The sequence below is a fragment of the Tabrizicola soli genome (assembly GCF_015999335.1).
Classification (GTDB): domain Bacteria; phylum Pseudomonadota; class Alphaproteobacteria; order Rhodobacterales; family Rhodobacteraceae; genus Tabrizicola; species Tabrizicola soli.
On sequence record NZ_JAEACP010000012.1, the window covers coordinates 1 to 26949 of the forward strand.

The window sequence follows — 26949 nt, forward strand, 5'->3', positions numbered from 1 at the left end:
TTCGGAAAGAATGGCTTCAGGCGCTCCATTTGCGCCTCGGACAGCCAGTAGAGGTTGCTCATCGGTCAGGTCTCCTTGCGAGGCCTGAATCACGCGAACCGCCCGAAATCAATGGGTCTGGAGCCTAGCCCATTGCCGGACCCGGCCGCAAGGCAGGTCGGCAATGGGCTTCATCAACAAACCTGGGCGGGGCGTGGCGGCCCGATACCGGCAACCTCGACACTCGTCACGGAAGGGCCCGCCACACGCTGGCGGGTCTTTGTGCCCCCACCGGAGGCAGCGGACCCCCACCCTCAACCGATGCTGGGGACATCGGCCACTCGTGATCGCGCCGGCAACCTGCCGACGCCCGGTTATTCATGGCAAAAGATTGCCAGAGGGTTAACGGAAAAAGCTTTGCCCTGGCAGATATGTGGCGATCGGCAGGTTGGCCGCGGGCTCAGCCCGGCCGCCGGTTGCCCTGACCGCCGCCCGCGCTGCGCCGGGGTGCGAAGCTGCCGCCGCCGGGCTTGCCGCCCTGCGGCCTTTGCGATCCCTGCGGTTTGGCGCCGCCCGCCCGCTTTGCCCCCGGCACCGGCGGCTTTGCCCCCGGCTTCTGCCCGCCCGGCCGCCCCGGCCGCTGGCCCCGGTTCTGCCCCGGCTTCGGCGCCGCCGCGACCACATCCGCCGCCCAGGGCGCGCCGCCGATCACCGGGATCGGCTTCTTCATCACCTTCTCGATCGCCTGCAACTCGCCCATCTCGGCCGGAGAGCAGAAGGCCACCGCAGTCCCCTCGGCCCCGGCCCGCGCGGTACGGCCGATGCGGTGGACATAGTTCTCGGGCACGTTCGGCAGGTCGTAGTTGTAGACATGCCGGACCGTCGGAATGTCGATCCCCCGCGCCGCCACATCCGTCGCCACCAGCACGTCCAGCTCGCCGCTGCGGAACTCGGTCAGGGTCCGGTCGCGCTGGTTCTGGCTCTTGTTGCCGTGGATCGACCCCACCTTGAACCCCCAGGCGGCCAGCAGCTTCGCCAGCTTCTCCGACCCGTGCTTGGTGCGGCCGAAGACCAGGGCCTGTTCGCCCGGATGTTTCTTGAGGTATTCCTCCAGAAGCTTCGCCTTGTCGCCGTTCGGAATGTAGTGGACGCCCTGCACGATCCGCTCCACCGGCTTGCCGGGCGGGGCGACCTGCACACGGACCGGGTTGCGCAGATAGGTCTCGGCGATCTCCTCGATGTCCTTGGGCATCGTCGCGGAAAACAGCAGCGTCTGGCGCTTCAGCGGGATGTGCTTGGCGATCTTACGCAGGGAATGGATGAAGCCCATGTCCAGCATGTGGTCGGCTTCGTCCAGCACCAGGTAGCCGCATTTCTCCAGGGACACGTCGCCGCGTTCCAGAAGGTCGATCAGCCGGCCCGGCGTCGCCACCAGCACGTCGGTGCCCTTCGACAGCGCCTGCGCCTGCTTGAAGAGCGAGGCCCCGCCGACCACCATCGTCACCTTGACCGGGGTGCCCTTGGTGAAGATCTCGAGGTTGTCCTTGATCTGCGTGGTCAGCTCGCGCGTCGGCGCCAGGATCAGCGCGCGCACGTTCTTCGGCCCCGGCGGGTGGCCGATGTCCAGCAGCCGGTGCAGGAGCGGCAGGCCGAAGGCGGCGGTCTTGCCGGTGCCGGTCTGCGCCAGGCCCATCAGGTCGGCGCCGCGCATGATATGCGGGATCGCCTCGGCCTGGATCGGGGTGGGTTGTTTCAGCGTGGTCTTTTCCAGCGCCTTCAGGATTTTCGGCGACAGGCCGAGGTCGGCAAAGCCGGTCATGGTCTCATCCATCGATCAGAGGGCCCGCGACCCTCGCCCCGGGCGAATGCCCGTGACCGTGCCGCAAGCGGCGCCCCTGCGTGACGGTGGGAACCATTCGTTCGGGCCCTTCGGTGCTCACGCGGCACGGGCTTCGGACCTGGGGCAGATGGGGCCACAGCGGACGAAAGTCAAGCCCGACCCGCGATTCGCCCGCAGGGTGCGCTACAGCGCAGCTTTCCGACCGGCGGAAATGAAAAGGGGCGGTGTGAACCGCCCCGCTTTCAGTCTCTCTTTGGTGGAGCCAGGGAGAACCGAACCTCTGGCGGGGGCTTGGCGCAAACCCTGAAAGTGCCTGTTTTTGCTTGATTTTTTCTTCGCTCTTGACGCCGCTTTGGGCGTGTGATGTGCAAAGAGTGTGCAAAAACTGCGCAAAACCAGTGCCGTGGACCCATCTTCAAGGGGGATATGGGGCTTGGAGGCGCACATGGCAATGGTGAAGGCAAGCATGGGAATCGTGAATCGGGCGGGGCATTGGCACCTGCGGTATGTCGTCCCCAAGCGCTACCGGGCGGTGGAGCCACGGTCGCAGATCTGGATCTCGTTGAAGACGGACAGCGAGCGCGAGGCCAAGCGGATGGCTGCGGACATCGCGCGCGACCTTACCGCCCGGCTGGAGGCGCGGCTGCTGTCGGGAGGAAGGGATGCTGGCCAGGTTGAAGAACGGTATCGGGCTGTCGTGGCCACCGCGAACGCCATGGGCCTTTCGTATGTCCAGGCTGGGGCGTTGTTGGAGGGGGACCCGGCCGAGCTTGTGCGGCGCCTGAATCTGGCCGCCGCGCAGGACCCGGAGGCCCGGCGGGCGGAAGTGGCGGACGCGGCCCTGGGCGTCGTCGAGACGCCGCGCCTCATGCTCTCCGGCCTGGCCGCGAAGGTGATCGAAATCTCCGCCCACGAAAACCGGCACAAAAACCCCCGCCAGATGGACGATTGGGAAAACAACGTGAAGCGGTCTTTGGGCACGCTCCAAGCGGCCCTCGGTCGCGACGTTGACGTCTTGTCCATCGGCCCGGCCGAGGCGCGCCTCCATCGGCGGCGGTTGAAGGAGCGCGTGGCGGCGGGCGAGATCCGGGCGTCGACGGCGGCCAAGGATATGACGTATGCCAGCACCGCCCTCAAACGCTACTACGACTGGCTCGCGCTGCCCGAGCCACCCAACCCTTACGCGGGCGTCACGATCAAGGACCGGTTCGAGGAGGAGGCCCGCAAGCTCGAGTTCTCCAACGAGTGGATCCGGGATGTGCTGCTCACGCCGGGCCGGTTGGACGCTATGAACGGCGAAGCGCGGGACGCCCTCCTGGTGCTGCTGGAAACCGGCTGCCGACAGGGCGAGGTGCTGGACCTGGCGCCCGAGGACATCCACCTGGACGAACCCATACCTTATTTCCAGCTGCGCCACGTCGAGGGCGACGATGGGCGGGAGATCAAAAACAAGGCCTCGAAGCGCAAGGTGCCTCTCGTCGGTGTCGCCCTGGCTGCCATGAAGCGGCACCCAGAAGGATTCCCCAAATACCGTGGCAAAGACGTGTTCAGCGCGACGGTCAACAAATTCCTGAGGGACAACGGGCTCATGCAATCGCCGGAGCACACCGTGGGTGGTCTGCGGCACTCGTGGGAGTCGAGGATGAAGGCGGCTGGCTATGACAACGAAGACCGTGGCTTTATGATGGGCCACAGCATGAAGGTCATCAGGGGCCGTGAGGTTTACGGCGACGACGAGCTCGAAGCCCGCCTGGCGATCGCGCAGGCGGTGATGTTCCACGAGCCCGACCCGTTCGCGGCGATAGGGACTCGGGTGGTGCCGAAACCGCGCGCCAAGCGGAAATGAAGAAGGCCCGGAGCGAACCCGGGCCGGCCCTTTCGGGCTCCGCTTCGCGACCAATTCGCCACCTGGACGGCGGTGGGCCCCAACGCTTGCGGTCTTCTCAATCTCGGCAGACTCTTGGTTATCTACCCTTACGGTTGGACCCTCGCGGGCGGTTTCCCCTCTTTCAGCCGACCGGGCGGGGAGTTGTGCCGGTTACGAGTCCGGCGCCGTTCTTGTCGATTGGTCACGGCCGGGACAACCAGTGTGCGGAGAAGGTGCATTCAGGCCGCCCTTCGCCTATACCCCATATGGCCCGCACACCGGCCACCGGGAGAGTCGCGGCCTTCCGGGCCACGACTGGGTCTTCGTCTATATGGGTCCTTCACATCAGCCCTGCCATCCGGCGGGCCCTCTCGATCGCGCTTTCTTTGGTCTTGCGCTCCTCGTGGAGGGCCTCAAGCTTGGTGAAGATGTCTACGAACACTTGCTCATCACGCCCGCGAAGGGTCACCAGACGCGCTGCGTATTGCAGCGCGCTGTTCAGTTCGCAGTCCGGGATGTGCCGTGCGTTCATAGCGGCTCCTTTTCTGCAGGGGATATGGGGCCAACGCGCTCAGCGCGCCGGCTTTTTCAGGCACGAACCATTGCGTGGGGCTGGTTTGCGGGCGGTCTTGCCCAATCCGGCGGCGGCATCTTCGCGTCGAGCCACTTCCGGATCAGGGCCTCGTCGCGCGCGTCGACCTCCCACTGGCGGGTCTCGAGGTGCCAGATCGGGGTGTAGCAAAGACCCGCGAGGAACTCGTCTTTGAAGCGGAACGGCACGGACACGAGTCTCGTGCGGATCGCTCTTCCAGGCTGGAGGCGTGGTTTGACGGCCATCACACCGCCCCCGGCACGAGGTGCGGATGGGCGTAGGCCCAATCCACCCGGTCGCAGGCCATATCCCAGTAGCCCCGGCACAGGTCGGCGCCGAACACGGCGTGGCCCTCTGCGGCGGCGGCCACCAGCGTCGAGCCCGAGCCCATAAAGGGGTCGACGACGACACCGAGATCCGGCGTGAACAGACGCACCAATGCCCGCATAAGCCCGAGCGGCTTGACGGTGGGGTGCCAGTTTTGGCCGTTCGTGCTGTTGCTGCGCACCCCTGAGTTCTTCGGGCGCGGCAGGTTGTAGTTCTTGCCTGGAACACAGCCCAGGTCGCGCTCCGCTGGCTTGGGCTTGGGACATTCCAGCACGTTGGTGCGCCATCCAGGCGAGCCGGTCGCGCCGGTGCGCACGCCGCCTGTGCCGTGGATCAACCAGTTCTCGCGCAGCGTGAGCCCTCGCTCGAGCGGCTTCTGCGCTACGATCCAGGGCTCTTGGTTCGTTTTCAGGTTGGAGCGCCACTCGCCGCCCAGGCCCTGCGCGCCGGGGAACGACTGGGTGTAGCGCCACACCAGCATATCACGGACGACGAAGCCGGCCGCTTCCAGCGCGGCGGCCGTCAAGTGCGCCGTGCGCGGCGCAGCGGCGACGACGCAGAACGCACCCGGCAGCAGGATGCGAAACGCCTCTACCCAGACGTCGACGCTTGGCACCGTGCCATCCCAGGACGCAATGTCGATCCCATAGGGCGGGTCGGTGAGGACACAGTCCACCGAGCTGCTTTTCAGCCGCCGCATCATGGCGACGGCGTCGCTGTTCTCAATGGATCCGAACGGTCGGAACGCGGCGATGGAGGCCGCGAGGGCGGCTTGGCGCGTCTGGATCCTGGACTTGATCCAGGCCTTGCGGGCCGAGTCGACGATAGCTTTGACCTGCTTCTTGGTCAGGCCGTCGGCGTCGACCTTCACAGCGCGGGCGTTTTTCGTGGCGATTTTGGTGGTGATGGCGTTCATACAGGGCTCCAGTGGTCATGCCACCGAGCGCTATTGCCCGTGGCCTCGAGCTTGTGGTGGTGGCCAAAAGACTCTCAAGAACCGGCGGGTCAAAAAAGTGAGGCCGCGCCGGTTTTTTCCGGTCGCGGCGCACTTCCTGTTGCACTTTTACATCGGTTATTCGGTGGGCAGCCCTTCCAGACACCGGTTGGCCACGCGGGCGGCTTCCAGGTCGCCCAGGTCGCGCATGCGGGACTCGTAAGCCCGGATGGTGCGTGCGGCCTGCGAGATGATGCGGGCGGCTTCCTGGTCGGTGATCTCGCGGTCGCCAACCGACGGCCGACGCTCTGCGGCGAAGGCTTCGGGGCCAAGGGCAACGCAGGCTGGGGGCAGCTCGCGCACGTTTGCGCGGGGCTCGACCTTGGCACAGCCTGCCAAGGCGCAGCCGCCCACCAGGAGCAGGATGAGGGCGATGGAGGCGCCGCCGTCGCCCCGGCGGTTGCGGCGGATGGAAGCCAATGGTCTCATGGGAACACCTCGCGAAGAGTCCGCTCGACGAGCGGGGGAACAGGAACGGCGGGGCCGAAATCTTGGATGCGGTCCTCGAAGGCCGCAGCTTCGGCCGCGTCTTCGGCGGCTCGCTCGACGGCGTTCTTAAGGAGCCGGATCTGGGCGGCCATGTCGTTGGTGCGCCGGTCGAGGAGGTCGCGCTCGGCTTCCAAGGCGGCGTTGGCCAGGGTCAGCTCGCCTTCCAGGCGGGCCACTTCGGCTGCGGCGCGGGCACCGGCGCGGAGCTCGATGACCACCCAGGCGAGAGCCAGGGCGGCGAGTGTGGCAAGGCCGAGGCGGATCCAGGATCCGAGGCCGATTTTTGCGAGGATGTTCATCATAGCCCGTGCCCTCCGTTCAGCAGGACGAGAAGCCAGAGCAGGGCGATGTAGCCAAGCCATGCGCGGTCGGAGCGGAGCTTACTTTTCATCGTCTGGCCCCCTGGCGGTGTTCACGAACTGGATGAACTTTTTCCCCGTCAGCCAGGCGTTGATGGCCGCCTCCGCCATTTTGGGGCCCATCGTGATGAGCGCCCGGACGAAGTGCTCGCCGGTGATGGCCAGGACGGCGGCGACCAGGACGAATCCGTTCGCGCCGACCACTTCGAAGTAGCCCGCGGCGTATTCGGTGCCGAAAAGCGAGGCGAGGATTCCGGAGACGATGGACGCCAGCTTCTGCTTGTTCGAGAGCGGTTTCTCGGTGAGCAGGAACTTCGCGAGCAAGGCCAAGGACACGGCGATCCAAAACTTCACTGTCTGTTCGGTGGTTTGGAACATTAGAGCCGGGCCCCCTGTATGTGCATGAAATCAAAATTACGCACACGGCCGAGGGAGACGAGGCCCTGGCCTTCCACGATGCGCCAGAAGGGCTCATATTCTGGGCGGGCGAACGCGGCCTGGTCGCGGCCCATTTTCAGGCCGTTGCGCTCCGGGTCCAGGTCGATTGCGGCGCCCCACGAGTGGATGGACCAGGAGCTGCCGCCCCTCATCTTCCGGAAGTTGTAGCACCCGCCGTAGAGGTCGAGGCGCAAGCGGCGGTATTCCGTTTCGCCGTAGTGCTTGGCCGACTGGTCGACCACGGACTGGAAAGCCGGTGCGATGAGGTCGTGGCACTTGAACGTGTTGACCAGGTCCGAGGTGTTCCAGGCGAGCTTGAAAGCGAACGGCAGGCGGACCGTGCCGGCCGTGGCGCGGGGGCCGCCGGCGGGACCGTAGAACGCCACCATGTCCTTCTGGCGGGGCCACTGCGTGCCGCCGACGTTCGGCGTCGGAGCGGTGCGGTCGAGCACCAGGGCCGGGCGCCCTGTGCGGGCGTCGTCCCATGCTTCCCAGGCGTTGTCGGTGTTGTGGCCCCAGAAGCCGTCGATGTGGCCGGGCTCGTGGCCGGCAGCGGCCAGGATGGCCTGGGCACCACCGAGGACGATCCGCTGGTCGGTCCAGCCGTTCGTCGAGACGCGCGCAGCCGAAAGGGCGGCACGGGCGGCCGCCAACGTCTTGGGTCCGATCTTGCCGTCGGCTTGGACGGCGAGGACGGACTGGGCTTTGGAGATGCTCATGGGGCGGGATTCCGAGGGGCTTTATGCTCCCTCGGGATATCGGTCCAGGCGGCTGTTTCCGCACGCTTTGCGGGCTGGTTTCAGGCGGCCAACCGGCCGTTCTTACGGTAGTAGTTTGCCAATAGGTCTTCGGCCTTGACCCAGCTGTAGTTGAACTCGCCGTCCATCAGGTTGTCGATGAGCCACACGCCGGATTCTTCGTAGCGGCGGAGACGGTCCGGGTGCTTCGAACAGCCTGTGTTGAGGATGGTTTGCATTTGCCGGCGTCCGTTCTTCCAGATTCGAACGTCGCGGAGGTGGGTGTGGCCAAACGCCGAAGACATGCTGTTCCGGGTCTGGACGCTGTTCATAGCCAGGGCGATTTTCGGGTTCAGTCCCTCGAAATAATGCTGCAGGAGTAGGCCGTTCACATCGACCGGGGAGAGGAACGGATACGGGGTGTAGCCCTCTTTCCGGGCGATCCCATACATGTCCATCTCTGGCAGGTCCATGATGCTCCGCAGGGCTGGGTATTTCCGGCCGATGCGGTAGGGCATGTCCTCGTGGTTGCCGAAGAGGATGTGGTGCTGGCACGGGTGGATGCGTTCCAGGTGGCGCGCAGACCTGTGTTTCTCGATCGCCACCTTCCAGGGCCTCCGCAAGACCTGGAGTCCGTTGCGCCAGATCTCGATGTCTTGGCGCAGGTCGTGCCCTTCGTCGGAACCGTCGCCTCCCATCAGCGCGCCGCCCTTGTGGGTGTTTCCGCTCCGAAACTCGCCAAGGTCGCCCAGGTGGAACACGTGGTCCACGCGCTGTTCAAAGAAGAAATCGGCCGCAGCTCTCAGCACGTCCATGTCTTCGTATCGTCCCGAAGAGCACAGGTGGGTGTCGCTCAGCAAGCCAGCCCGTATGGGCTTTTTGCTGGTAATTGTGTGGAGCGACATTGAGGCCTCATGCTGTCGTTTCCTTGTCTGGGATATAGGTCCCAAAAGGAACGGGCCCCAAGTTTGGGGCCCGCCTTTATCGCAGCTCCACGATTTTGATGATGGGCGCACCCAATGCGCCGGCGACGTTCCAGGGCACCGTCAGCTCGCTTGTCCAGAAGAGGTCCGTCGAGCCGACCGACCAGCCCAGGATGCGGCCCGAGTCCGTCGGCAGGCTGCGCCGTTGAACGGCAATAGCGGAGACGGGCTGGGTGGATTCCGGCAGCTCTCCGCTCGTAGCAACCGATCTGAGAACACCAGAGGAGGCCTCTGTAAACAAGATTCCAGAGCGGCGGCGGTCACCGGAACCGTGCCATTCGCCGCCGCCGGCCTCAGTGAATCCGGACGCGAGCGAGAACAACAGATCGCCGGGGGAGGCCCAGTATCCCGCATCCAAGACCTCGCCGTTGGACCTTACCAGGACGGGGATGGGGTCAGCGACGATCGAGGAAAAAGGCCCAGAGATGGGGGCGCTCCATGCGCCATCGACCCAAACCCAGGCGTCTGTGCCGTTGGACGCTACGCGCGAGCTCTCGGGGTCGTGGTCGGCCATGGTGATGTTCGGCGCCGGCACCGGGATGGTCGACCCGAGCTCAGCGGCGTCCGCGACGTGTCGCAGGATTCCGCCGTCCAGGTAGAGCTCCGCGCCGCCCTGGTCGCCCTCGACCGAGGCGATGGCCAGGACCTGCAGCGCCGGGGTGTTCTGGCCGGACGTTATGCGGACGTCATCGAAATACACATCGACGCGGTCACCGCCGCCTTCGAGTTCGACGATCAGGAGGGCGCCGGTGGCGTCCGGGAACGGGAGGCTAAGCTCTTCCCATTGCCCTGTCTTCGTGGCCGCAACTTCGACCGTCGTTTTGTTGACCCACTCTGGGAGAGGTGAGCCGTTGAGGCTTATGGACGAGGCCAGGGTCACAAAATGGATCGCAAAGGCGCCGTCGCGCAAGATGATGCCGCCGTTCTGGTTGTCGGCCGTAGTCGTGAAATACCGAAGGCCTCCCGCGGTGGAGGTCGCGATGCTGCCGCCAATGAACCATGCCAGCACCTTTGACTCTTGGAACCGCAGCTCTTCGTGACTGTCCAGGTCGCCGATGGAAAGAAAAACCGGGCGGTCGTAGATCGACCCGTCCTGGCGGCGCAGCTCGAAGACGCGCGTTCCGCTGCTGCCGTTCTCGCCGTTGAACACAGAAACCGTGCCAGAAACGACGACCAGATTCAGCTGCTCGCCCTCTGGGGATCGCGCGAAGTTCGCGCAGGTGTTGCCCACAAACGTCCGCGTTCCGGTCGGCAATGCGACATCGTCCTGGGAAACCACCCGCAGGGTCCCAATCTGATCTCCGTCGCCGCGATAGCACTGGACGGACACCTGCAGGTCGGTGGACCCGTCCGGGATCTCCACTGCCTGTCGAATCTTGAACGGCCCCGTCACTGTTTGCCAGTCGCGCGTTATGTAGTGCTTGGAGCCTGGGCGCTGGGGAGGCTGGGTGGTGCGCAGCGGTCGCGGTGGCTGGGCGCCGAGAGACGTCCACCCCGTCAGGTCGCCCGTTTCAAAGTCGCCGTTGACCACGGCAACTTCCACCTTCGAGGTCGTTGTCTCAGCCAGTTGGACGAGCTGGAACGGGTCGGCGATTCTGGGGGCGGTGAACACCTGGCCGGCGTCGTCGAGGACAAAGATTCCGGCTTTGGTGGCCACGATGTCGACCAGGCCGCCCGTGCCGGTGATGTTCACAGGTGCCCACGTGGCGCCGCAGTCCTCCGAGACAGACACGCTGGATCCATGGAGCGCGTAAAGCAAGCCGGAGCCGGCCGGGGGAGGTGTCGATACAAGCGGAAGGCCGGTTGTTGGGTCGGTGTATTCGTTCTCCGTTTCGGGATTCGGAGTGTTGGGCTTCGGACCCTTGGGATCCCATGGCTTCGGCGTGGGCGGCGTCGTCCCGTCGCCTGGGACGGGTTCGGTGGCGTCCGGGTCGGGCTCTTGCGGGTCCATGCCTTCCATTCCCGCGGGGCCGCTCAAGAGGACCACTGTGGCCTTGCCGGTGCGCTCGTTGTAGGAGATGAGGAACAGGTCGCTGGTGCCGGCCAGGCGCGGGCCTTCCGCGAGGAGCTCGTCGAGCCCCTGCGGGACCACGCCTTTGGCGAGCATCGCATACGTGATCGGGCTGTCTTCCCCGATCAGCAGCGCGAGGTCTTCCTGTTCCCACAGTTCCGCTTTCCAGGCCGCCGTGGTAAAGGCGTAGTCCGAGCTGAAGCTCAGTGTGGTGTCGGTTGGGTAGTAGACTTCGAGGAAGCACCAGCGCTGGCGGTGCCGGTATTTTCCCAGCTTGGTGTGCTGCGACGTGGGGACGCCGTCGGGCTTTGTCAGCGAAATCAGGAAGGGGCCGCCTGGGGACCGGACTACAAAATAGCCGAACTCGCCAGGGCGCACAGCGAACCCGGGGTCGTCGGCTTCGGTGAACTCCCAGTATTGCGCGGTGGTCATGAGGCTGCGCAGCTCGAATCCTTGGTTGATCGTCTGGCCCCAGTTCTTGTGTCCACGCTCTGGTGCAACGACGCCGCCGCCGGACAGCACCATGACGCCAGGCTTCTGGTCGTCCGTTGGCGTGATGGTGGGGGCCTTCACTTCGGGAAGGCCAAGGCCGGCGATTTTGCGTTCAAAACTCATGTCTGCACCTGCGTTGGGATTCCGATTGCCCCGTAGATAGGGAAGGAAACGGCCTGCTCAAAACTGGTGGCCGCGGCGGGGTAGGTGTGGATCTGGATGACGGTCTCGGGCACGTCGAGACTGCCCTCTGTGACCGACCCCTCTGGCACATTCTCCTCAAACCATTCCAGCTGCGCGCGGCCGTCGTTGTCGACGAACACGTCCATGCGGCCGATGGATTCCGGCGTGCTGCCCTCGGCCGTGCCGATGGTTGGCGCGGCGATGTCGCCCAGGCCCGCCGCGCAGGCGATGGTGCCAGAGAAAGACGCGCGGCCGTTGGCCCAAGAGAGGCTGTATTCGACCAGGCGGCCGGTGGCGAAACCGCCGGGCAGCTTGGGCGACTCCAGGGAGATGGTCATGTCGTGCGTCACCAGCCATGGACGGGCCGGCATGGGCGCCTCGAACGAGATCCGCACGCTGCGCGCGGCCAGCCTGGCGCGGGCTTTCATGCGTTCCAGCGCGTGTTCCACGGCCGCCCGGCCACGGGCGCTCTTGAAGAAACTGACGTATTGGCGGGTGGCGATGTAACTGGACGGGCCAAGGAGCGACCACTCGGCCGCCGTCCTGGTGCGCCCCGAGATGTGCTCGGTGCGGCAGCGGTAAGCATTGCGGCCATCCACCACCTCGTCGTCGACCTCATACGTGGTGTTTGGCGACCAGGGCGCGCGACGGTCACGCTCGACCAGATCGCGCAGCTCCATCTCTTCCCACTCTTCGGACTGGCCGATGACGCCAGCTTGGGCGCGGGACTGGACGGACATGGTCGCGGTCTCGGTGCGGGCGACTTCCCACCGGTATTCGACCTCAATGTGCGCGTCGATCTCGTAGCGCATGAGGGTGGTGGCCTGGGTGCCTTCGAACGTCCACTCGGGGTCGAGCTCTTCGTCCGTGACGGCCCACACGACAGCGTAGCCATCCTCTGGCGTTTCGGCCTTTTCGATGGTGGAACGGACGACTGTGAACCCATCGCTGAGCGTCGAGCCTTCCTTGGGGAACGATTCGATGAGGCCGTCGGGCGTCATGCTCGACAGGTTCCAAAACTGCCCACCGTCGTCGAACCGCATAGCGGCGAGCTGCTTCCATTTGGCCGTCAGTTTGACGCCGTATTTGGTCGCGACATTGCTTTCCAGGCTGTAGGAGACCGACCCGTTCAGGGGCTGGATTTCCATGTTCGTGGCGCCGCCCAGGGCGTCGCAGAGGGACGGCACGCCCTGGATGCGGCTGTGGGCCAGGACCTCGGAGCGGCCGGCCAGGAGCTCGGCCCAGTCGTCGTCGCGTCCGTCCGGGATGAACAGGGGATCCCAGTATGGGGCGACCTTGGCGCCCTCTGCCAGGACGGCCAGCTGCGCGTCGAGCACGGCAGGGTCGGCAGGGCGGGAGACCGCTTCGAGCGTTAGCTTCTGGTCAACGAGGCCGCGCGGGACTCCGGTGAGGATGCCGTCGAACAGGAGGCGCCCTTTGGTGGAGATGAGGACCCGGCGGCCGTCCAGGCTGGACAGTGAGGCCTGCGGATTGGTGACCGTGATCCGGGCCGTTGCCAGCTCGCTTTCGCGGTGGTTGAACGTCACATCGAAGGGGCCCAGGTCGTGGCGCTGGTGGACGGCGGGGTTCCACGCCTCGGTGTCGCCGACGATGGCAAGGTAGCGTTGGCTCATGGGGCGGGTTCCTCAGTGGGCGGGTCCAGGTCGAGGGCGTAGAAATCGCCCGTCTCCGAAATAAATAGGGAACCAGGGCCCGCCTGGACAAACGGATCCAGGACCCAATTTCCGGCGATGCCGAGGACCTCGCTGGGAAACTCCGGCCCGGAGCCGGCCGGCGCCTCGATGACGGTTTCGACGATGCCGTCGACGCCAACAAGCGCCAGTCTCACGTTGTCGCTCATGCTGCGAGTCTCCGCTTCACGATGAAGATTGCCCGGCCGCTGCCTCCAGCTCCGCCGAGGCGTGGTCCGGCCGTGCCAGCGCCGTTTGCACCCGCGCCGCCGCCGCCAGTGTTAGCTGTTCCGGCGGTGCCGCTTGCGGTGCCGCCTGCATCCGGATTCGTGCTCGCACCGCCGTTCCTGCCAGTTCCTCTCAGGGTGCCCGCCCCGGCCGGGAAGCCGGCCGCACCGCCGCCGCAAAACTGCAGAGTCGTCCACAGAGTGATGCGCAGACCACCGCCGCCGTTCTGCCGAGAGCTGGAACTCCCAGCAAAGCCACCGCCGGTATACCCACCGCCGCCGCCACCAAACTGGTTTCCGGCTGTCCCGCTGGCAGCCCCCGCTGCCCCGCTCGAACCATATGCAAAATCCGTAGCGAGGCCGGCCGCGCCCGCCGCAGTCGCAGAACCGCCACCGCCACCGCCACAACCGCCCGCTCCGCCAGCCTGGCTGGTGGTGCCTCCGCGGCCGCCACCCTCGGCGACTCTTGAAAGTTCGGAGCCGGGCATTCCGAAGAATGTGTCAGATCCTTTTGTGCCGGCCGCGCCGCCAGATCCGACGGTTACTGGGTATGTCCCGGCAGGCAGATAGACGCGGCCACGGACGAATGCCCCAGCGCCGCCGCCGCCGCCAGATGCGGTGGAGGTGACCGTTCCACCGCCACCGCCGCCGCCAGCAAGGATGTATTCCAGCCAGCCTGCCTGAAGAACGGTCAGCGTGCCGGATGCAGTGAAATCTTCTGCGTCATAGACCGTCGACACGCCGCCGTCGGTGTCCGTCCAAGTCTGCGTCGTCCCACCGAGGATGACGGCTTCGGGCAGGTTGTCGGGGCTCAGGGCGAACATCGCCACCGCCACGTCGGTCGACTGCCCCGTTGGCAGCGTCGCGGAGAACGTGGCGGCGAACGCGCCGTATGCCGTGGGCGTGCCGGATACCACACCGTCGGTCAGCGTCAGGCCGGCCGGCAGGGAGCCGAGCACCAAGGCGAACGTCGGAGCGGCGGTCGTGTTCGCGACGTCCACTAGAGTCGCCAGGTCCAGGCTGTATGCCTCCCCGACCGTGTAGTTTTGAAGGGCCAGCCCGTTGGACGAGATGGTCGGCAGGGCGGCGTAAAACGGAATCGTCTGGACGGCGAGCGCCGTGCCAGATCCAGCCCCAACGGTGGCGACGAACAGGCCCGGCGCGGTCGGCGTGCCGGTGATGTAGCCATTGCTCGCCAGGGTCAAGCCGGGAGGCAGGGTGCCAACGCCGGGCGCATAAACAACGGCCATGCCCGTGTTTGTGCTGACGAGTGGGTTCAGGTTGAGCTCGAAGGGCACGCCGACGGTGAAGGTGCGCAGGCCCGTCGGGGCGAACGAGATCGTGTCGCCGTCGCTCTCGCCCACGACTTCGCCTGCTTGCTCGATGAGCTCGATGGACCACGACGCGTCGGCGCGGCCCTGCGAGCCCCCGGGGCCGCTGCGTGCCACCACACGGCAGTCCATGATGGGGCGGAATCGGATGGCCACAGCGCCTGGGATGACGACGGTGCGCGAGCCCGAGGCCGTGGAGCCTACCGGGTTGTCGTCGGCGTCCACGCCGTAGACCGTGCCCGGCACGGGGTCGTATTTCAGCGTCGCGGCCGGGCCTGGAACGGCGAACTCGAAGGGCGCTTGTAGGGTGACCACATCGCCCTGCCAGAGGTCGGAAATCGGGGCCGGAGTCTGGTCGGTGCAGGAGATCGAGACGGCGTGGAGCCGGAACGCCGTATCGCCGGTCCACACGGCGTTGGCGTTCCAGTCCAACTCCACCGCGCCGTCGCTCTGGATCTGACGCACGTCGAACTGGAGATAGCGGCGCGCGCCCTTTGGGAACACGATCTCGGTCGCGCCTTTGTAGAGTTTCCAGGGGAATTTGCTCATCTCATGGCCCTCGATTGGTTGGTCGGCCGCGTCAGGGACTTGGCGTTCTGGTCTTCTTGGAGAGCCTTCGCGACATCGTTCGGCGCCACCATCTCGTAGGTCTTCTGGTCGATCTTCAGGTTGATTGGGGTGCCCGGAGCTGGGGGTTGGGCTTTTTCAGCCGCCGTTTGCATGAGGCCCGCTTGCTGGGCGTCGACGGACTCCGGCATGCTGGGCTCGTCCGAGCCACCGAGCCACCAGGGCAGCCAGGACCGGATCTCGTCCCACCAAGAATAGATGGCGACGCCCACGGCCACAAAAGCGGCGATTATCAGGGCTGGGATTGCGCCGATGGCTCCGACGATGGCGAGGATTGGCAGGGCGATGGTCGAGAGGAGGTAGAGCCCCGCGCCGATGGCGAGGATGGTGCCGTTGGTGTTGGCCAGAAGGTCCACCACGGTGGTAAGGGCCGGCACGATGATGTCGGTGAACACCGTTCCCAGGCCCACAAGGGTGTCGACGAGGGTCAGCACCCAGGTGTTCACGACGTCGCCCTGGCGGCCCTCGAAGATGGCCATGAAGTCGTTGAAGACGGACAAGACCTTGTCGGCGATGGTCTTGCCGAGCTCGACGAGCTTGTCCCGGTTTTCGTCGATAAGGGTGCCCAGGCGGATGAAGATCTCGGTGAACGGGGCAAACAGGGGCGCGGTGAGGTCGGCACGCAGGCCGGTCATGCGCTGGCTCAGGTCGTCGAAGCGGTCGTTGAAAGCCTCGGCTTCCAGGGCGGTGGCCTCAGTGACGACGAGGCCGAACTTCTGGGCGGTCTCCACGGCCTGGTCCAGGCCCTCGACCCCGATCTCGATGAACGAGGCCATCTGCGGCCCCATCTTGTTGCCGAAGATCTCCGCGGCGGCCGTCGCGCGGGCGCCGGCGTCTTCGATCTGCATGAGCTTGCCGATCACGTCGCGCAACACGTCGTCGAACTTGCGGACCTCTCCGCTGGCGGTCTTGGTCGCGATGCCCATGCGCTTGAGCACGGCGCCGTCCATGGACTGGGCGTCAGCGATCTCTTCCGCGTCCATGCCGGTCGTGTCGATGGGTTTGCCTGGGTCGTTGGCCTTCTCCATCTGGACGCGCAGCTTCTGGAAGGCTTTCCCAAGGGTGGCCAGGTCCACGGCCGACTGTTCGGCGGCGAAGGCGTAGGCGGAGAGGGTTTCCAGGTTGGTGTTGGTCGAGCGGGCCATCTTGATCAGCTCGTCCTGGCGCTCGGCTTCTGCCTGGACGGCCACGAAGGTCGCGGTGCCGGCTGCAAGACCTGCTGCGCCTGCTGCGACGACGCCTGTGGCGCCGGCCTTCAAGCCGGCCCTGGCGAAGCCCTGGACCTTGCCCATGCTGTGCTTGACGTTGTCGGCGATGCGCTCCCAGGTCGTGCGGGTGTCGCGGCCGATGCTGTTGTTGATCTGCTGGATGCGCGACTCCATCGCGGCCTGGGCGCGGGTGATCTCGTCGGCCGAAGCTGTTCCAGCGTTTTGGAGGTCGCGGAAGGCGGTCTCGAGCGTGGCGATCTGGGCGTCGGCCACCGCCTCGGACTTGACGCCGAGCTGGCGCAGGGCCTTTTCGGCAGCGGAAAGACCGGCCGCACCCGCGCCGCCCACGTTCCCAAGGCCGCCCGCCGCATTGCTTGCCGCGCTCGAGAGGCCGTTGACGGCGCCGGTCAGGCCCGTGATCTGGCCAACGGCGGCCGCAACATCGGCCATGAACGCGATCACAAGGGGGCGGGAGCCGGCGGCCATGGGTCAGTCCTCTTCGTCTTCGTCGTCGTCGGTGAAATCCAGCGTCTCGCCATCGGCTGGCGTGGCGGACTGCTCAAAGCCTGCGGCCGAGGTCAGCGACTGGACAAACTTGCGGTAGTCGTCCTTCCCCGCGTTCGCCGCCGTGCGCTGGACGTTGGCGTCCATCAGGATCTCGCCCGCCCGGTCGGCTTCCGTGAGGAGGTAGCGGGCGACGATGGCGCGCGGCGAGAGTTTCCAGACGCCGGGGCCGTATTCCCGCTCGAGTTTGAGGATGAGGCGGGCCCAGTTTGTTCCTGCTCTGCGAGCTTGGCCAGGCCGAGTGTGGTTGTCAGGACGCTCACCACCCCGGCCTTGATCTTTTCCTTTTCGGACTCCGGGATGGATGCCTGGACCATGGTGATGAGGATTCGGATCTGCTCGCCCGCGTTCATTGCCGGCTTGAAGGCGCGGATTTGTTCCATCGGTGCGTCGAGTGCGATGGAAACCGCCCACTCGATGGTTTCCGCGTCCAGGCTCATGATGGCCTCGACCAGGGCCTTTGCCTTAGAGTCGGCGTCCGCAAACCAGACATTCAGGATGGCCGGCTTGCGTGCCACCAGAGTCATGAGGTTGGCTGCGTCGAGGGGGTAGATGTCGATCTGCTTGCCCCGGAAATCGACGGTCGCCACGGGGATGAACGAGGGCGCAATGTCGGCGGGGGTGAGGTCGGAAAACCGCATGTTGGGGTGTCCTTTTTTCTTTGGTCTGATCCCAGTTAGGGAAAGATCGCGCTGGACCAAAACACGGCGCAGGGAAAAGATGGGGCCCGAAGGCCCCACCGATTTTTAGGTGTTTGGGATCTCTTCGATGACCGAGAAACGACGGCCGATGGGCTGCGTCGCGTCCTCGATCACGTCGAACTTGAGCGGGACATCCACCTTGGCGCCCTCGTCCTCGTGCCACATGATCTCGCCGTTCGGCCAGATCACAACCTTGCCGCTCCACTTGACGCGGGTCGGGCCACGCTTCTGGCGCTGGACGAGGATGAGGCGGCCGCGCGTGCCCTGAGGCGCGGAAAGGGCGCCGATGACCGACAGGTTGTCGCTCGCGGTGATGGCAGCGTTGCCGTGCGAAATGTCCCACTCGGCCTGGTCCACAAGGAAGGTGAACAGGCCAGCGGCTGCGTCGAGGTCGTAATCAACGCCGAGAACCAGCGGGTCCGTGCCGTCCGTCGCGGTCAGCGAGGTGACGGCCAGGCCCAGGTCGATGGTGTAGCCTGCCTTGGCGTTGGTGCCCGAACGGATGACGCCTGTGCGGGCGGTCTGGACGAGTTGCCCCTGGACGGCGAGCTTCGCCATGGCCAGTTGGCGGGCGCCGGTTTCCCGCAGCACGCAGGTCCCGGACTCGTTGACCTCGGTCGTGTCCACATCGGATTTGACGCGGTTGCCGGAGATCGAGCTGTAGATGTTGTCGACGGTCGGTTCGCTGTTCGTCGAAAACGACTTCATGTGCCCGAGAGACACATAGACGTCGGACCCCTCCGCCTGGAACAGCGCCTCGCCGGCCATGTTCCGCACGTATTTGATGTTTGCCTGGCTCATGTGTTCACTCCGGAATCCCAGCATCTGCTGCGTGGGATATCGGTCCAGGCCGGTCTTTCCGCACGTCTGCGGCCGGGATTTTTAGTCCAGCTCGACGGTGAACTCGAACTGCACGGCGAAACCCGCAATGCCAGGCTTGTCGTCCACGTCGAGGCCGCTCTTGGCGAAGGAATACATGGTGCCGTCGGCAGTGTATTCCCACCAATCGGTCGCCCGGATCTCGGTGCGCAGGACGCGCCAGGCCTGGTTGATGATGCCCCGGATCAGGTCTGGGTCGTCGTCTTCCAGGTGGACTTCCAGGATGGGCGACACGCGCACGTATTCGGCCCAATCGGAACGGGACTCGCTCTGGCTCTCCTCTGTGCCGGTCCAAACAGTGACACGCGGGAGCGATCCTTCTTCGAGCACGTAGGGCGTGTCGACGAAGACGGGCATGCCAAGGATGGCGGCTACGCCTGCGATTTTTTCGACGAGTGTTTGGACCGGATCGGGCATGGTCAGTGCCTCCCTGCGAGGTTGTCTTCGATCATTTGGAGATAGGTCGCGATGTGCTGGTTCGCGATTGTGGAGATGCGCCGAGGGAGATCGACCGGCTTGATGGTCACCTCCTTCTTCAGCACGGCGATTGGGTCGGTGTCGTCTGCCACCAGGAGGATGTTCCCCTTACGGGACTTGATGGTGTAAGCCGGGGCATCGTTCTTCGTGCTCTCGTCGAAGTCGATACGCAGCCAGCCGCCGGCGCGGGCGTTGATGGTCAGGCCATACTCACGTGTGCGGGCGTTCTTGCCGCGGTCGATGATGACCATGGTGCCGTTTTTGCGAACCTTGAAGTTGATCGCCTTGCGGCGCGCCGGACGAGCGCGGCCCAGGGCTGTCCTGGACGCCTTGACGATCATGGGGCCGATCTTCTTGCCCGCCTTCACGCGGGCGGTCAGGAGCTCCTTCTCGAACTCCCTTGTGTATCGGATGGGGTCCCACCCCTGAACGCCGCCGTTGCCGCCTGCCATGGTCACACCAGGAGTTTGAGGAAGCCCACGCCGTCAGCCATGACGCGGGCGATGGGGCGCAGGCGCCCGTCGAAGGTGATCTTGTCGCCGCCCTTGATGTTGGGCAGGTCCGACACGCGCACGGCAATGAGGACGCGGGCGACCACTTTCCTGGTGCCATCCTTGCCCAGCTCTTCGACCTCTGCCGTGCGGTTGGCGTGGCAGGGGTAGACCGTGCCCTGGTATTCGAGGGTGTCTTCGAGCGGCACCTGGTCCGTGGCGTCGAAGACCAGGGCGGCCGCGCCTTCGAGGCGCTGCAGCGCCAGGTCCGAGAGGCCCGGAATGTTCGATGGGATGACGGTGTTGATGCGGTAGATCGTGGCGCCAGCGGTCAGCTTGCCGCCGCGCTTGTAGCGTGGGTCTGCGATGACGACGGCCGAGCTGGAAGAGCCGATCAGGTCGTCGCGGCCGGTCGTGCGGAAGGCGCGGTCAGATTCGGCAAAGGCCGCGCGCGTGGAGAACGTGCCAAGGCTGTCGCTGTATTCGACGGCGATGTGGTTCATGGCATCAAAGAAATCGGCGGCGGGGTTGAACATCGTGGGCCCTTTACGAAGAAGGCCCCGCCGTTTGCGGGCGGGGCCTTGTTTGGTCGGGTCAGGCCGGATTAGGGCGTGACGACGGTCGGGACGTGGCGTCCGCCGATCAAGCACTCGGGGCGGGTGACGTAGTGGATGGGCAGCGAAGCCAATTCCACGGCGTAGCCCTTGCCGAAGGGGGCGATCTCTGGGGTCGCGTAGAGCGGCAGGCCCAGGGTGTTCGCGGCTTCCGGCGCGTCCAGCGGGGTGAAGTCCGTGCGGAACAGGTCGGGGACACCGGCCGGCACCAGGCGGAACTCGTCGTCGCCGATGGCGCCGAAATACTGGACGTGGACCAGGTCGAACAGCTCGAAGTTGGCGCGCTGGCCACCGACGCCCTGGCGGTTCACGGCGCCGTCCTGGAAGCGGTCGTAGAGCGCGGCCACGGCGTCGTTGTTGCGGAAGGCGCGCCATGCGTTCTTGCCGTAAAGCACGACGTAGGCCTGGGCGGAGTCGGCGTCGATGCCGAGGCCGGAGCGCGAGTAGTCGAGCATGTCCGCGAACATGTTCTGCAGTTCGGCGCGGGTGGCGGTGGCGAGGTCGACTTCGACTTCATCGGGCTCGTCCACACCGGCGAGGGCGTAGAAGTCGGTCAGAACGGTCACGCCGTCCGCTGCGACCTGCTTGCCCTTGAGGGTGTTGAATCGGAAGTTCTCGTGGGTGTGTTCGATCCACCGACGCACGGTCGCAGTGTTGCGGCCGAGGACCTCGTCGAAGGTCTCTGGCAGCGATTCCGACCCGAAGGCGCGGACGTCTTGGAAGTCAGCGGCGGCGATGTTCACCACGCGGCCGAGCTTGACCGACTGGATGACATACTGGCCACGGTTGGGGCCCAGGCCGGTCGCGTTCGGAGCGGCGACGCCGCGGGCCGAAGGGTCGATCAGCGTCAGGCCGGTCGAGCTGGCTTCGACGATGGCTTGGGTGGAACGGATGCGGCCAACGCGGAAGAAGCGCGACAGCGTGGTTTCCACGAAGGGGACCTTGTTGACCGAAGCGGTCAGGGTCTGCAGCGTGATTTCGTCTTTGTTGAACATCGTTCAAACTCCTCAGAACTTGCCGAAGTTGCGGTTCATTTCCGCCACGCGGGCCTGCCAGGGGGCGGGCTCGGTCATGGCGGGTTTGTCCTGCGCCGCTTCGGCTTTACGGGCAGTGGACACTGCAGGCTGTTCGCCGGCAGATTTCATGGCAGCCACACGCGGGTCGGCGTCAGCTTGCATCTTGGCTTTGGCGGCCTCGTCGAGAAGCATCTGGGCTTCGAGGGCGGCGGCGTCGGTGGGTTTCTCTTCGGCCTTAGCCTTCGCGGCGGCTTCAGCCGCCGCAGTGGCGGCAGCTTCGGCTTGCGCGGTGGCCTCAGCTTGCGCAGCGGCTTCCGCCTCTGCGGCGGCCGCAGTCTCGGCAGCGGCAGCTGCTTCTTCCTGGGCTTTCGCCTCGGCATCGGCGTCGGTTTCCACCGCGGCGGGCTCTTCGGCAGGCAGCGGCTCGCGCTTGTCTTCGAGGATGCCATCCACCCAGCCGAACTCGAGGGCTTCGGCGGCGGTGAAGATGTTGCCTGCGTCGGTCAGCACGGCGTCCACATCCTCGCGGGTGCGGCCCTTTGCGGACACTTTCGCGGTGTAGCGGTCGAGGGCCTGGACGCGGATGCCGTCAAGGTATTGCAGGGCAGTGCGGAACTCTGCGGCGGTGCCGTAGACGCCCATCTGCGGGTTGTGAATCATGAACGTGCCGTCCTTGGCCATCAGCACTTTGTCTGCGGCCGAGGAAATCAGGGTCGCCATGCTGTGGCACGAGCCCCAGATCTCGACGCGCACGGGCTTGTCCAGTTGGGAGATGGCGGTCATGAGCGAGACGCCGGCCTCGACGAGGCCGCCGGGGGAGTCGATGCGGATGACGTGCTGCGTCACGGCGGCGTCCTGGTCGGCGGAGTTGAGACGGGCAATCAGGAGGGCCGGGTCGACTTCGTAGTCGCCGATGATGCCGCGCATCTCGACGACGTGCTCGCCGTCAGCGAGCATGGCAGCGCGGAACCAGGTTTTGCCTGGGGCAGCTGCGCTCAGCTGGAGGGGCTTTTGGTTCTGGACGGTCATGCGTCGATCCTCATTCTCTGTCGGGGATATCGGTCCAGGCATTCTTTTCCGCACGCCTGGAACACGAAAAAGATCACGGCCCCGGCGCGGGTGCGGCGGCTGGCGCCAGGGCGCGGTAGGCGGCGATGCGGTCAGCGTCCCACCCAAGGTGCGTGGTCAGGTCGGCGTCGATCCAGTGAGCGGGCGGCGGTGCCAGGCCAGCCTGGATGTCGGCGACGAGATCCGAGAAGCGCTCCTTGCGGACACGTTCCGGGTTGTCGCCCTGCCTGCGGATGATGTCCGACTTGGAGCAGTAGGTGGCGCCGTCTTCCTGGATCCAGGAGCCCACTTCCTGCGCGCGGTGCAGGTTCGGGAACGGCTGCCCGGTCCAGTCCACGTCGAGCCAGTCTTCCAGGCTGGTGCCGGCGGGCGGCGTCCACTTGTTGGTCGACACGGCGAGGTTGACGAATGTGTTCCAGATCGGGACGAGGAACATGGCCGCAAAGTCGGCCCTCCACATCTCGACCTGGCGTTCGAACTGGTGGCTGATCCCCTTGTAGATCCGGTCTTGGATTCCGGCGAAGTCGAGCATGAGGAACTCGACCGGGATGTTCAGCGAAGCCGACAGCTGCAGCGCAATCTGGCGCAGGAACGGCGAGAAGGAGTTGCCGGTCTCGGGCGGGGCCAGCTGCGACATGCTCGCGCCAGGCGACAGGGTCACCACGCTGCCGTCGTCCGGGATGTCAATCGTCGGGGGCTTGGGCGCCTCCACGATCTCGCCGTCGCTGTTCACATACTGGCCGATGGTCGGGTCGAAGAAGACGTCCGCGAGCATCTCCTTTTCCTGCTCGGTCAGGTCCGGGATGTTCACGATGTATGCGATCTTCGAGGACAGCACTTTGCGCAGGAGCTCCGCCGCGAGAAACTTCTTCACGTCGTGGATCTCGATGAGCGAACGCACCAGCGCGGACTCGCCGCGCAGCGCGCCGGGTTCGAGCTGGCGCATGACGTGGAGGATGAGCGCGGACGAGACCTTGACCACCTCCTTGGAGGTGGACGCGATGAGGTCCGAGCGGTCGCCGGGGTGGTCCTTGTAGATGTAGTAGTGGGTGACCTCACCGCGGTTGTCGATCACCTGGCCGGCGCGCACGGTCTGCGAGGAGATGAAGGGCAGAGAAGTTGGCACCATCTCGCTGGGCAGGATCTGGACTTGGAACCCGACGGGCAGCGGCACGCCGCGCACGGCGTCGCGGAAGCGCAGGTAGCCGAAGCACTCGCCCACGTTGAAATACTCACGCCAGGCCTGCTCTTGGACGAACCGGAAATCGCCGAGGTTGTCGGCGCCGGCGCGCTTGCACCATTTGCGCCACAACTTCATGAGGGCTTCGTCATGGCACACGGGCGTCATGCCGCGGCCGATGACCATGGTGGCCGTCACGTCGGCCGGGCGCGCGGCCAGGCCGTTCAAGCGAACGGCGGCGCGGACCATCCGGGTGATGGTGGCATGGTTGCGGGTCAGGGCCGACACGATGGCTTCGCCCGTGCCACGGGGGATGTCTTTGCGGTCGGCGACGATGGCGCCGAAATCGTAGTCCATCCGGGCCTCTTGGATGAGGGCCTGGGCGTTATGGACCGCCGGGATCTTCATGACGTTCTGGCGCACGGCGGAAGCGGACAGCTTCGACGCGGGCGAGGACGCCTGGGCGCGGGCGGTGGGGCGGTTCTTGCGGCGTGCCATGTCAGGCCTCCGTTGCGAGGGGGCGGGTGACGTAGGGGCCCTTCATGTCGACCGGCTTGAAGCCAAGCTCGGACGCCATGCGGTGACGGATCTCGATGGTGATCTCTTCGGCCACCTTCCACATCTGCTCCGGGCTGGAGTAGGTGAACGACTGTCCGTTGTAGGAATAGGACGCGGCACCACGGGCGCGCTGTTCCAGGATGCGCTTGCGCATCGCCCGGAGGTCGGCGAGCGTGAAGCTTTCGGTGTCATACATACCCATGCGTGGGATCCCCTTATCTTGCCGGGGATATCGGTCCAGCGCGCGGTTTCCGCACGCCGGGCCGGTCTCAAAAACGGCCGACGCGGATCAGGCCTGGGCGGGGTGGTCCGTTGTGGCGCGGCACGTTGGTGTTCTTGGGCACCTTGATGCGGGTGGCCTCTTGCGGTGCAGGCGGTGCTGGCTCTTCGACCAGCGCGTCCTCGACGATGACTTCCGCGTCCTCGATGTGCCGCACCGCGGCTGCCTGGAACTTGTTCTCGCGCGCGAACAGGCGGCGCCAGCGTTGGCCACCCGCCATCTGGGCCAGGCCGTAAGTCGTGGCGTAGGCGTAGCCGAAGCAGTCGCCCGGCTCGTTGCCGTTGCGGCCGAGGCCCTTGGGCGCTTTCCAGATGGTCTGTCCTGGACGGCCTGGAACCGGGTATTGCTTTTCCAAGAGGAGGCGCTTGAAATACCGCTCGGCCTCCGTCCTGTCCGAAAAGTCGACCGAACCTTCGATGGGGTTGGCGTTGAACTCGAGGATGCCGTCGGCCAGGATAGGCGCGAGCTCGTCCTTCACCAAGTCGACGTCGATGGTGTAGAGACCGGCGACGTTCTTGGCCCCGGTCGTTGGCCAGATGCTCTTGCCGCGCGCGCCGTTTCCCTTGGACTCGCCACGCACCGCAAACCACTTTGCGCGGCCTGGCTTCTTGCGCATGCGAGCCAGCCATTCGACAACCCGGTTGGACGAGCCACCGTTGTGGTCGATGGCCAGGGCGTCGGCGCGCCGAGGGCGCCCCTCGCTGTCAGTGAACGTCCGGGACGCCAGCGTCTCCAGCGCGTCCCAAGCGCGCGGGTCGTTCTGTGGGAACTCGTCCAAGATCCAATGCCCGACGAGGAAGGGGCGGCGGCCGGGGCCGAACGCCCAAAGCGACGCCTCCAGATATGACTGGGATTCATCCAGGCCGCCACGCTGGCGGTCCACACCCCACACCAAGCCAACCGCCCACGCAGGCACCTCTCCACCGCAGTCGGCGATGCAGCCCATGAGCGCGTCCACCTCCGCCGCCGCTTGGCCAATGGCGTTAGAGAAGGGGAGGCCGAGGACCTCGTTCTTGAAGGACTGGATTTGTGTCGGGCCCGAGGCGCAGGCTTCCAGCCATTCGCGCACGATGTGCTTCCAGGTAGACTTCGGAGCGCGCGAGAACCAGGCCCACAGGTGGTAGCCCCGGCGGATCTTTTCCTCCGGGCGGTGCGGCACCCAGCGGCCAGCTTTGTCCATGGCCACCTTGTGGTGTTCTTCAATCCGGCAGCGCTCTTCGAGGTCCGGGTTGTGGCACTCATACCAGACCTCTTCCGGGTTCTCTTTGTTCCAGCGCATACCGCCGATGGACTCGGCGTCGCCCCAGTGTGGCACAAAGTCATAGCCGCAGTGCGGGCAGCACACGTGGCGGTGCCGTTGGTCCGATCCCAGGAACAGACGGTGCATCCGCCCGCCCTCTTCGACCGGAAACTTGGGTGTGGAGATGGCCGAGATCTGGCCGTCCCAGAACTGCGCCAGGCGGCGCCGTCCCATATCCCACTTGTCGCCGCCGCCCTTGACGGGCGCGTAGCCGTCGCGGTCGAACTCGTCGAGGTAGATCTTCTTGAGCGTATGGTCAGAGAAGTTGTCTTCGGCCTCGGCGCCCAGGCAGATGTAGGTCGCGCCGTTCTTGAAGTGGCGCTCAAGCAGCGTCTCGGTCTTCTTGCCCTTGGGCGTGAGGAACGCGATCTCCCGCATCTCCTTGATGCGCATCATCCGGATGTCAAAGCGCTTGCGCATGTAGCCTTCGGCCATCGCCTGGTTGGGACGATACATCGCTACCGGCTGCGGGTCGTAGTGCAGCCAGTACTGCTGGGCATGGTTGAGGCATTCCGAGATGCCCATCCTGGCGGACTTCATCACCACCAACTCGGGAACGGTGCTGTCGCAAAGGTCGTTCAGGATGTCCACCTGGAAGTCATAGGTCTCCCAGTTCATCACCTTGCCGCCTTCGACCAGCTTGCCGTATCGGTTGGCATACTCGGTGCCCGTCATCGCAGGCTTCGCTTTGAAGATCCGCCGCGTTGTGTTCTTGAAGGCGACACAGGCACGTGCACGCATTTGCTTTTGTGGCAGGACTGCGACGGTCATTCTGAGTCGACCTCTTCTTCGACCAAGAGGTCGGGCGGTATAGATGAGATCTTCAGCGCCGTTGGATTGGGGCCATCCTGCGTGAAAGCAGAGAAGGCTTTCTGGTGTGCCGCACGGACGAGGAGCGCGACCTCTCCATGTGTGCGGGCTACGTTCGCCAGCTGCGCGATAAGCTCCGGCTCTGTCGCTTCAATGCCGGCGCGGACTTCGGCCTCTTCTTCGGCGAGCAGCGCAACAGCATCGGACACCAGAACGATCTCTCCAAGCAGCATAGCGTTCTTGATCTCGACCTGGTCAGCGCGTCCTTTCGTCCATCGCGCCCGCTCCTTCTTCCACACGGCGTCGGAGTCCACCTCTCCCTCGTCGCCGTCTTTCACGAAGCCGAGGTATGCCCGGATCGTTTCAAAGGCGTTGTATTTTCCACGGGATTCCCGAACCGCAACGCCTTCATCCACCAGCTGCTGCAGACGGCGATCGCTCACACCGAGGAATGCGCACATCTGCGCCGTTCCCCAGAGTAGCTTGGGAAGGGCAGAGGCTGGCGCGTCCGCAGGTGTGGTCTGGTTTTCTTTGGGCGGGCGGGCCATGGGTTTTGCCTCAGGGAAAAGCCGGCTTGCGAACCGAAGCCGGGTTAGATTTTTTTGATATCCGGAGACGAACCGACCCTGTCCCCCC

The 26949-nt window shown here is 65.4% G+C and carries 27 protein-coding genes; 1 reads left to right on the forward strand and 26 read right to left on the reverse strand.

What is annotated here, in order from left to right; all coding sequences use genetic code 11:
* Positions 1 to 439: 439 nt before the first annotated feature.
* Positions 440 to 1798: a DEAD/DEAH box helicase gene (locus I7S92_RS12210; RefSeq protein ID WP_197644966.1), complete on the reverse strand. Its 1359-nt coding sequence runs from the start codon at positions 1796 to 1798 to the stop codon at positions 440 to 442.
* A 466-nt stretch (positions 1799 to 2264) separates the two neighbouring features.
* Here I7S92_RS12210 and I7S92_RS12215 point away from each other — a divergent pair, with 466 nt between their 5' ends.
* Complete coding sequence (locus I7S92_RS12215) at positions 2265 to 3665, forward strand: DUF6538 domain-containing protein (RefSeq protein ID WP_197644596.1); 1401 nt, start codon at positions 2265 to 2267, stop codon at positions 3663 to 3665.
* A gap of 361 nt (positions 3666 to 4026) precedes the next feature.
* Here the strand turns inward: I7S92_RS12215 and I7S92_RS12220 are convergent, their stop codons facing one another.
* The 25 genes from I7S92_RS12220 to I7S92_RS12340 form a co-directional block, all read right to left on the reverse strand.
* The gene (locus I7S92_RS12220) at positions 4027 to 4218 is read right to left on the reverse strand and encodes a hypothetical protein (protein ID WP_197644599.1); all 192 of its coding nucleotides are present in this window, start codon (positions 4216 to 4218) and stop codon (positions 4027 to 4029) included.
* Between the two features lie 56 nt (positions 4219 to 4274).
* Positions 4275 to 4523 carry a hypothetical protein gene (locus I7S92_RS12225; protein ID WP_197644602.1) on the reverse strand — a complete coding sequence of 83 codons (249 nt, stop codon included), beginning with the start codon at positions 4521 to 4523 and terminating at the stop codon, positions 4275 to 4277.
* Entirely contained in the window at positions 4523 to 5521 is a 999-nt protein-coding gene (locus I7S92_RS12230) for a DNA-methyltransferase (protein WP_197644605.1), read from the reverse strand. The genes I7S92_RS12225 and I7S92_RS12230 overlap by 1 nt, the downstream gene beginning before the upstream one ends.
* A gap of 156 nt (positions 5522 to 5677) precedes the next feature.
* Complete coding sequence (locus I7S92_RS12235; protein ID WP_197644607.1) at positions 5678 to 6028, reverse strand: hypothetical protein; 351 nt, start codon at positions 6026 to 6028, stop codon at positions 5678 to 5680.
* A complete protein-coding gene (locus tag I7S92_RS12240; RefSeq protein WP_197644609.1) occupies positions 6025 to 6390 on the reverse strand; it encodes a hypothetical protein in 366 nt (121 codons plus the stop codon). Before I7S92_RS12240 ends, I7S92_RS12235 begins: the two co-directional genes overlap by 4 nt.
* 78 nt (positions 6391 to 6468) lie before the next feature.
* The gene (locus I7S92_RS12245; protein ID WP_197644612.1) at positions 6469 to 6825 is read right to left on the reverse strand and encodes a hypothetical protein; all 357 of its coding nucleotides are present in this window, start codon (positions 6823 to 6825) and stop codon (positions 6469 to 6471) included.
* Positions 6825 to 7604: a M15 family metallopeptidase domain-containing protein gene (locus I7S92_RS12250; RefSeq protein ID WP_197644615.1), complete on the reverse strand. Its 780-nt coding sequence runs from the start codon at positions 7602 to 7604 to the stop codon at positions 6825 to 6827. The genes I7S92_RS12245 and I7S92_RS12250 overlap by 1 nt, the downstream gene beginning before the upstream one ends.
* 80 nt (positions 7605 to 7684) lie before the next feature.
* Positions 7685 to 8437 (reverse strand): hypothetical protein, encoded by a 753-nt coding sequence (locus tag I7S92_RS12255; protein WP_242070196.1) that lies wholly within the window; start codon positions 8435 to 8437, stop codon positions 7685 to 7687.
* Positions 8438 to 8603: 166 nt separating this feature from the next.
* Positions 8604 to 11231, reverse strand: a complete 2628-nt coding sequence (locus I7S92_RS12260) for a hypothetical protein (protein ID WP_197644622.1) — start codon at positions 11229 to 11231, stop codon at positions 8604 to 8606.
* Positions 11228 to 12925, reverse strand: a complete 1698-nt coding sequence (locus I7S92_RS12265) for a hypothetical protein (protein ID WP_197644625.1) — start codon at positions 12923 to 12925, stop codon at positions 11228 to 11230. The genes I7S92_RS12260 and I7S92_RS12265 overlap by 4 nt, the downstream gene beginning before the upstream one ends.
* Entirely contained in the window at positions 12922 to 13152 is a 231-nt protein-coding gene (locus I7S92_RS12270) for a hypothetical protein (protein WP_197644628.1), read from the reverse strand. The genes I7S92_RS12265 and I7S92_RS12270 overlap by 4 nt, the downstream gene beginning before the upstream one ends.
* Positions 13149 to 15089 (reverse strand): glycine-rich domain-containing protein, encoded by a 1941-nt coding sequence (locus I7S92_RS12275; protein WP_197644632.1) that lies wholly within the window; start codon positions 15087 to 15089, stop codon positions 13149 to 13151. The genes I7S92_RS12270 and I7S92_RS12275 overlap by 4 nt, the downstream gene beginning before the upstream one ends.
* Positions 15086 to 16861: a phage tail tape measure protein gene (locus I7S92_RS12280; RefSeq protein WP_197644634.1), complete on the reverse strand. Its 1776-nt coding sequence runs from the start codon at positions 16859 to 16861 to the stop codon at positions 15086 to 15088. Before I7S92_RS12280 ends, I7S92_RS12275 begins: the two co-directional genes overlap by 4 nt.
* 3 nt (positions 16862 to 16864) lie before the next feature.
* Entirely contained in the window at positions 16865 to 17026 is a 162-nt protein-coding gene (locus I7S92_RS12285; RefSeq protein WP_197644637.1) for a hypothetical protein, read from the reverse strand.
* Positions 17026 to 17580, reverse strand: a complete 555-nt coding sequence (locus I7S92_RS12290) for a hypothetical protein (protein ID WP_197644640.1) — start codon at positions 17578 to 17580, stop codon at positions 17026 to 17028. Before I7S92_RS12290 ends, I7S92_RS12285 begins: the two co-directional genes overlap by 1 nt.
* 105 nt (positions 17581 to 17685) lie before the next feature.
* Positions 17686 to 18441 (reverse strand): hypothetical protein, encoded by a 756-nt coding sequence (locus tag I7S92_RS12295; RefSeq protein ID WP_197644643.1) that lies wholly within the window; start codon positions 18439 to 18441, stop codon positions 17686 to 17688.
* A gap of 81 nt (positions 18442 to 18522) precedes the next feature.
* Positions 18523 to 18936 (reverse strand): hypothetical protein, encoded by a 414-nt coding sequence (locus tag I7S92_RS12300; RefSeq protein ID WP_197644646.1) that lies wholly within the window; start codon positions 18934 to 18936, stop codon positions 18523 to 18525.
* Between the two features lie 2 nt (positions 18937 to 18938).
* Entirely contained in the window at positions 18939 to 19448 is a 510-nt protein-coding gene (locus tag I7S92_RS12305; protein ID WP_197644648.1) for a hypothetical protein, read from the reverse strand.
* A 2-nt stretch (positions 19449 to 19450) separates the two neighbouring features.
* Positions 19451 to 20023, reverse strand: coding sequence for a head-tail joining protein (locus I7S92_RS12310; RefSeq protein WP_197644650.1), 573 nt, complete (start codon positions 20021 to 20023; stop codon positions 19451 to 19453).
* Positions 20024 to 20091: 68 nt separating this feature from the next.
* Positions 20092 to 21096: a major capsid protein gene (locus tag I7S92_RS12315; RefSeq protein WP_197644654.1), complete on the reverse strand. Its 1005-nt coding sequence runs from the start codon at positions 21094 to 21096 to the stop codon at positions 20092 to 20094.
* Between the two features lie 12 nt (positions 21097 to 21108).
* On the reverse strand, positions 21109 to 22146 hold the full coding sequence (locus tag I7S92_RS12320) for an ATP-dependent Clp protease proteolytic subunit (protein ID WP_197644658.1): 1038 nt from the start codon (positions 22144 to 22146) through the stop codon (positions 21109 to 21111).
* Positions 22147 to 22219: 73 nt separating this feature from the next.
* Entirely contained in the window at positions 22220 to 23863 is a 1644-nt protein-coding gene (locus tag I7S92_RS12325; protein ID WP_197644661.1) for a phage portal protein, read from the reverse strand.
* A 1-nt stretch (position 23864) separates the two neighbouring features.
* Complete coding sequence (locus I7S92_RS12330; RefSeq protein ID WP_197644664.1) at positions 23865 to 24125, reverse strand: hypothetical protein; 261 nt, start codon at positions 24123 to 24125, stop codon at positions 23865 to 23867.
* Between the two features lie 67 nt (positions 24126 to 24192).
* Complete coding sequence (locus tag I7S92_RS12335) at positions 24193 to 26274, reverse strand: terminase gpA endonuclease subunit (protein WP_197644667.1); 2082 nt, start codon at positions 26272 to 26274, stop codon at positions 24193 to 24195.
* Complete coding sequence (locus tag I7S92_RS12340; RefSeq protein ID WP_197644670.1) at positions 26271 to 26861, reverse strand: hypothetical protein; 591 nt, start codon at positions 26859 to 26861, stop codon at positions 26271 to 26273. The genes I7S92_RS12335 and I7S92_RS12340 overlap by 4 nt, the downstream gene beginning before the upstream one ends.
* Positions 26862 to 26949 lie beyond the last annotated feature (88 nt).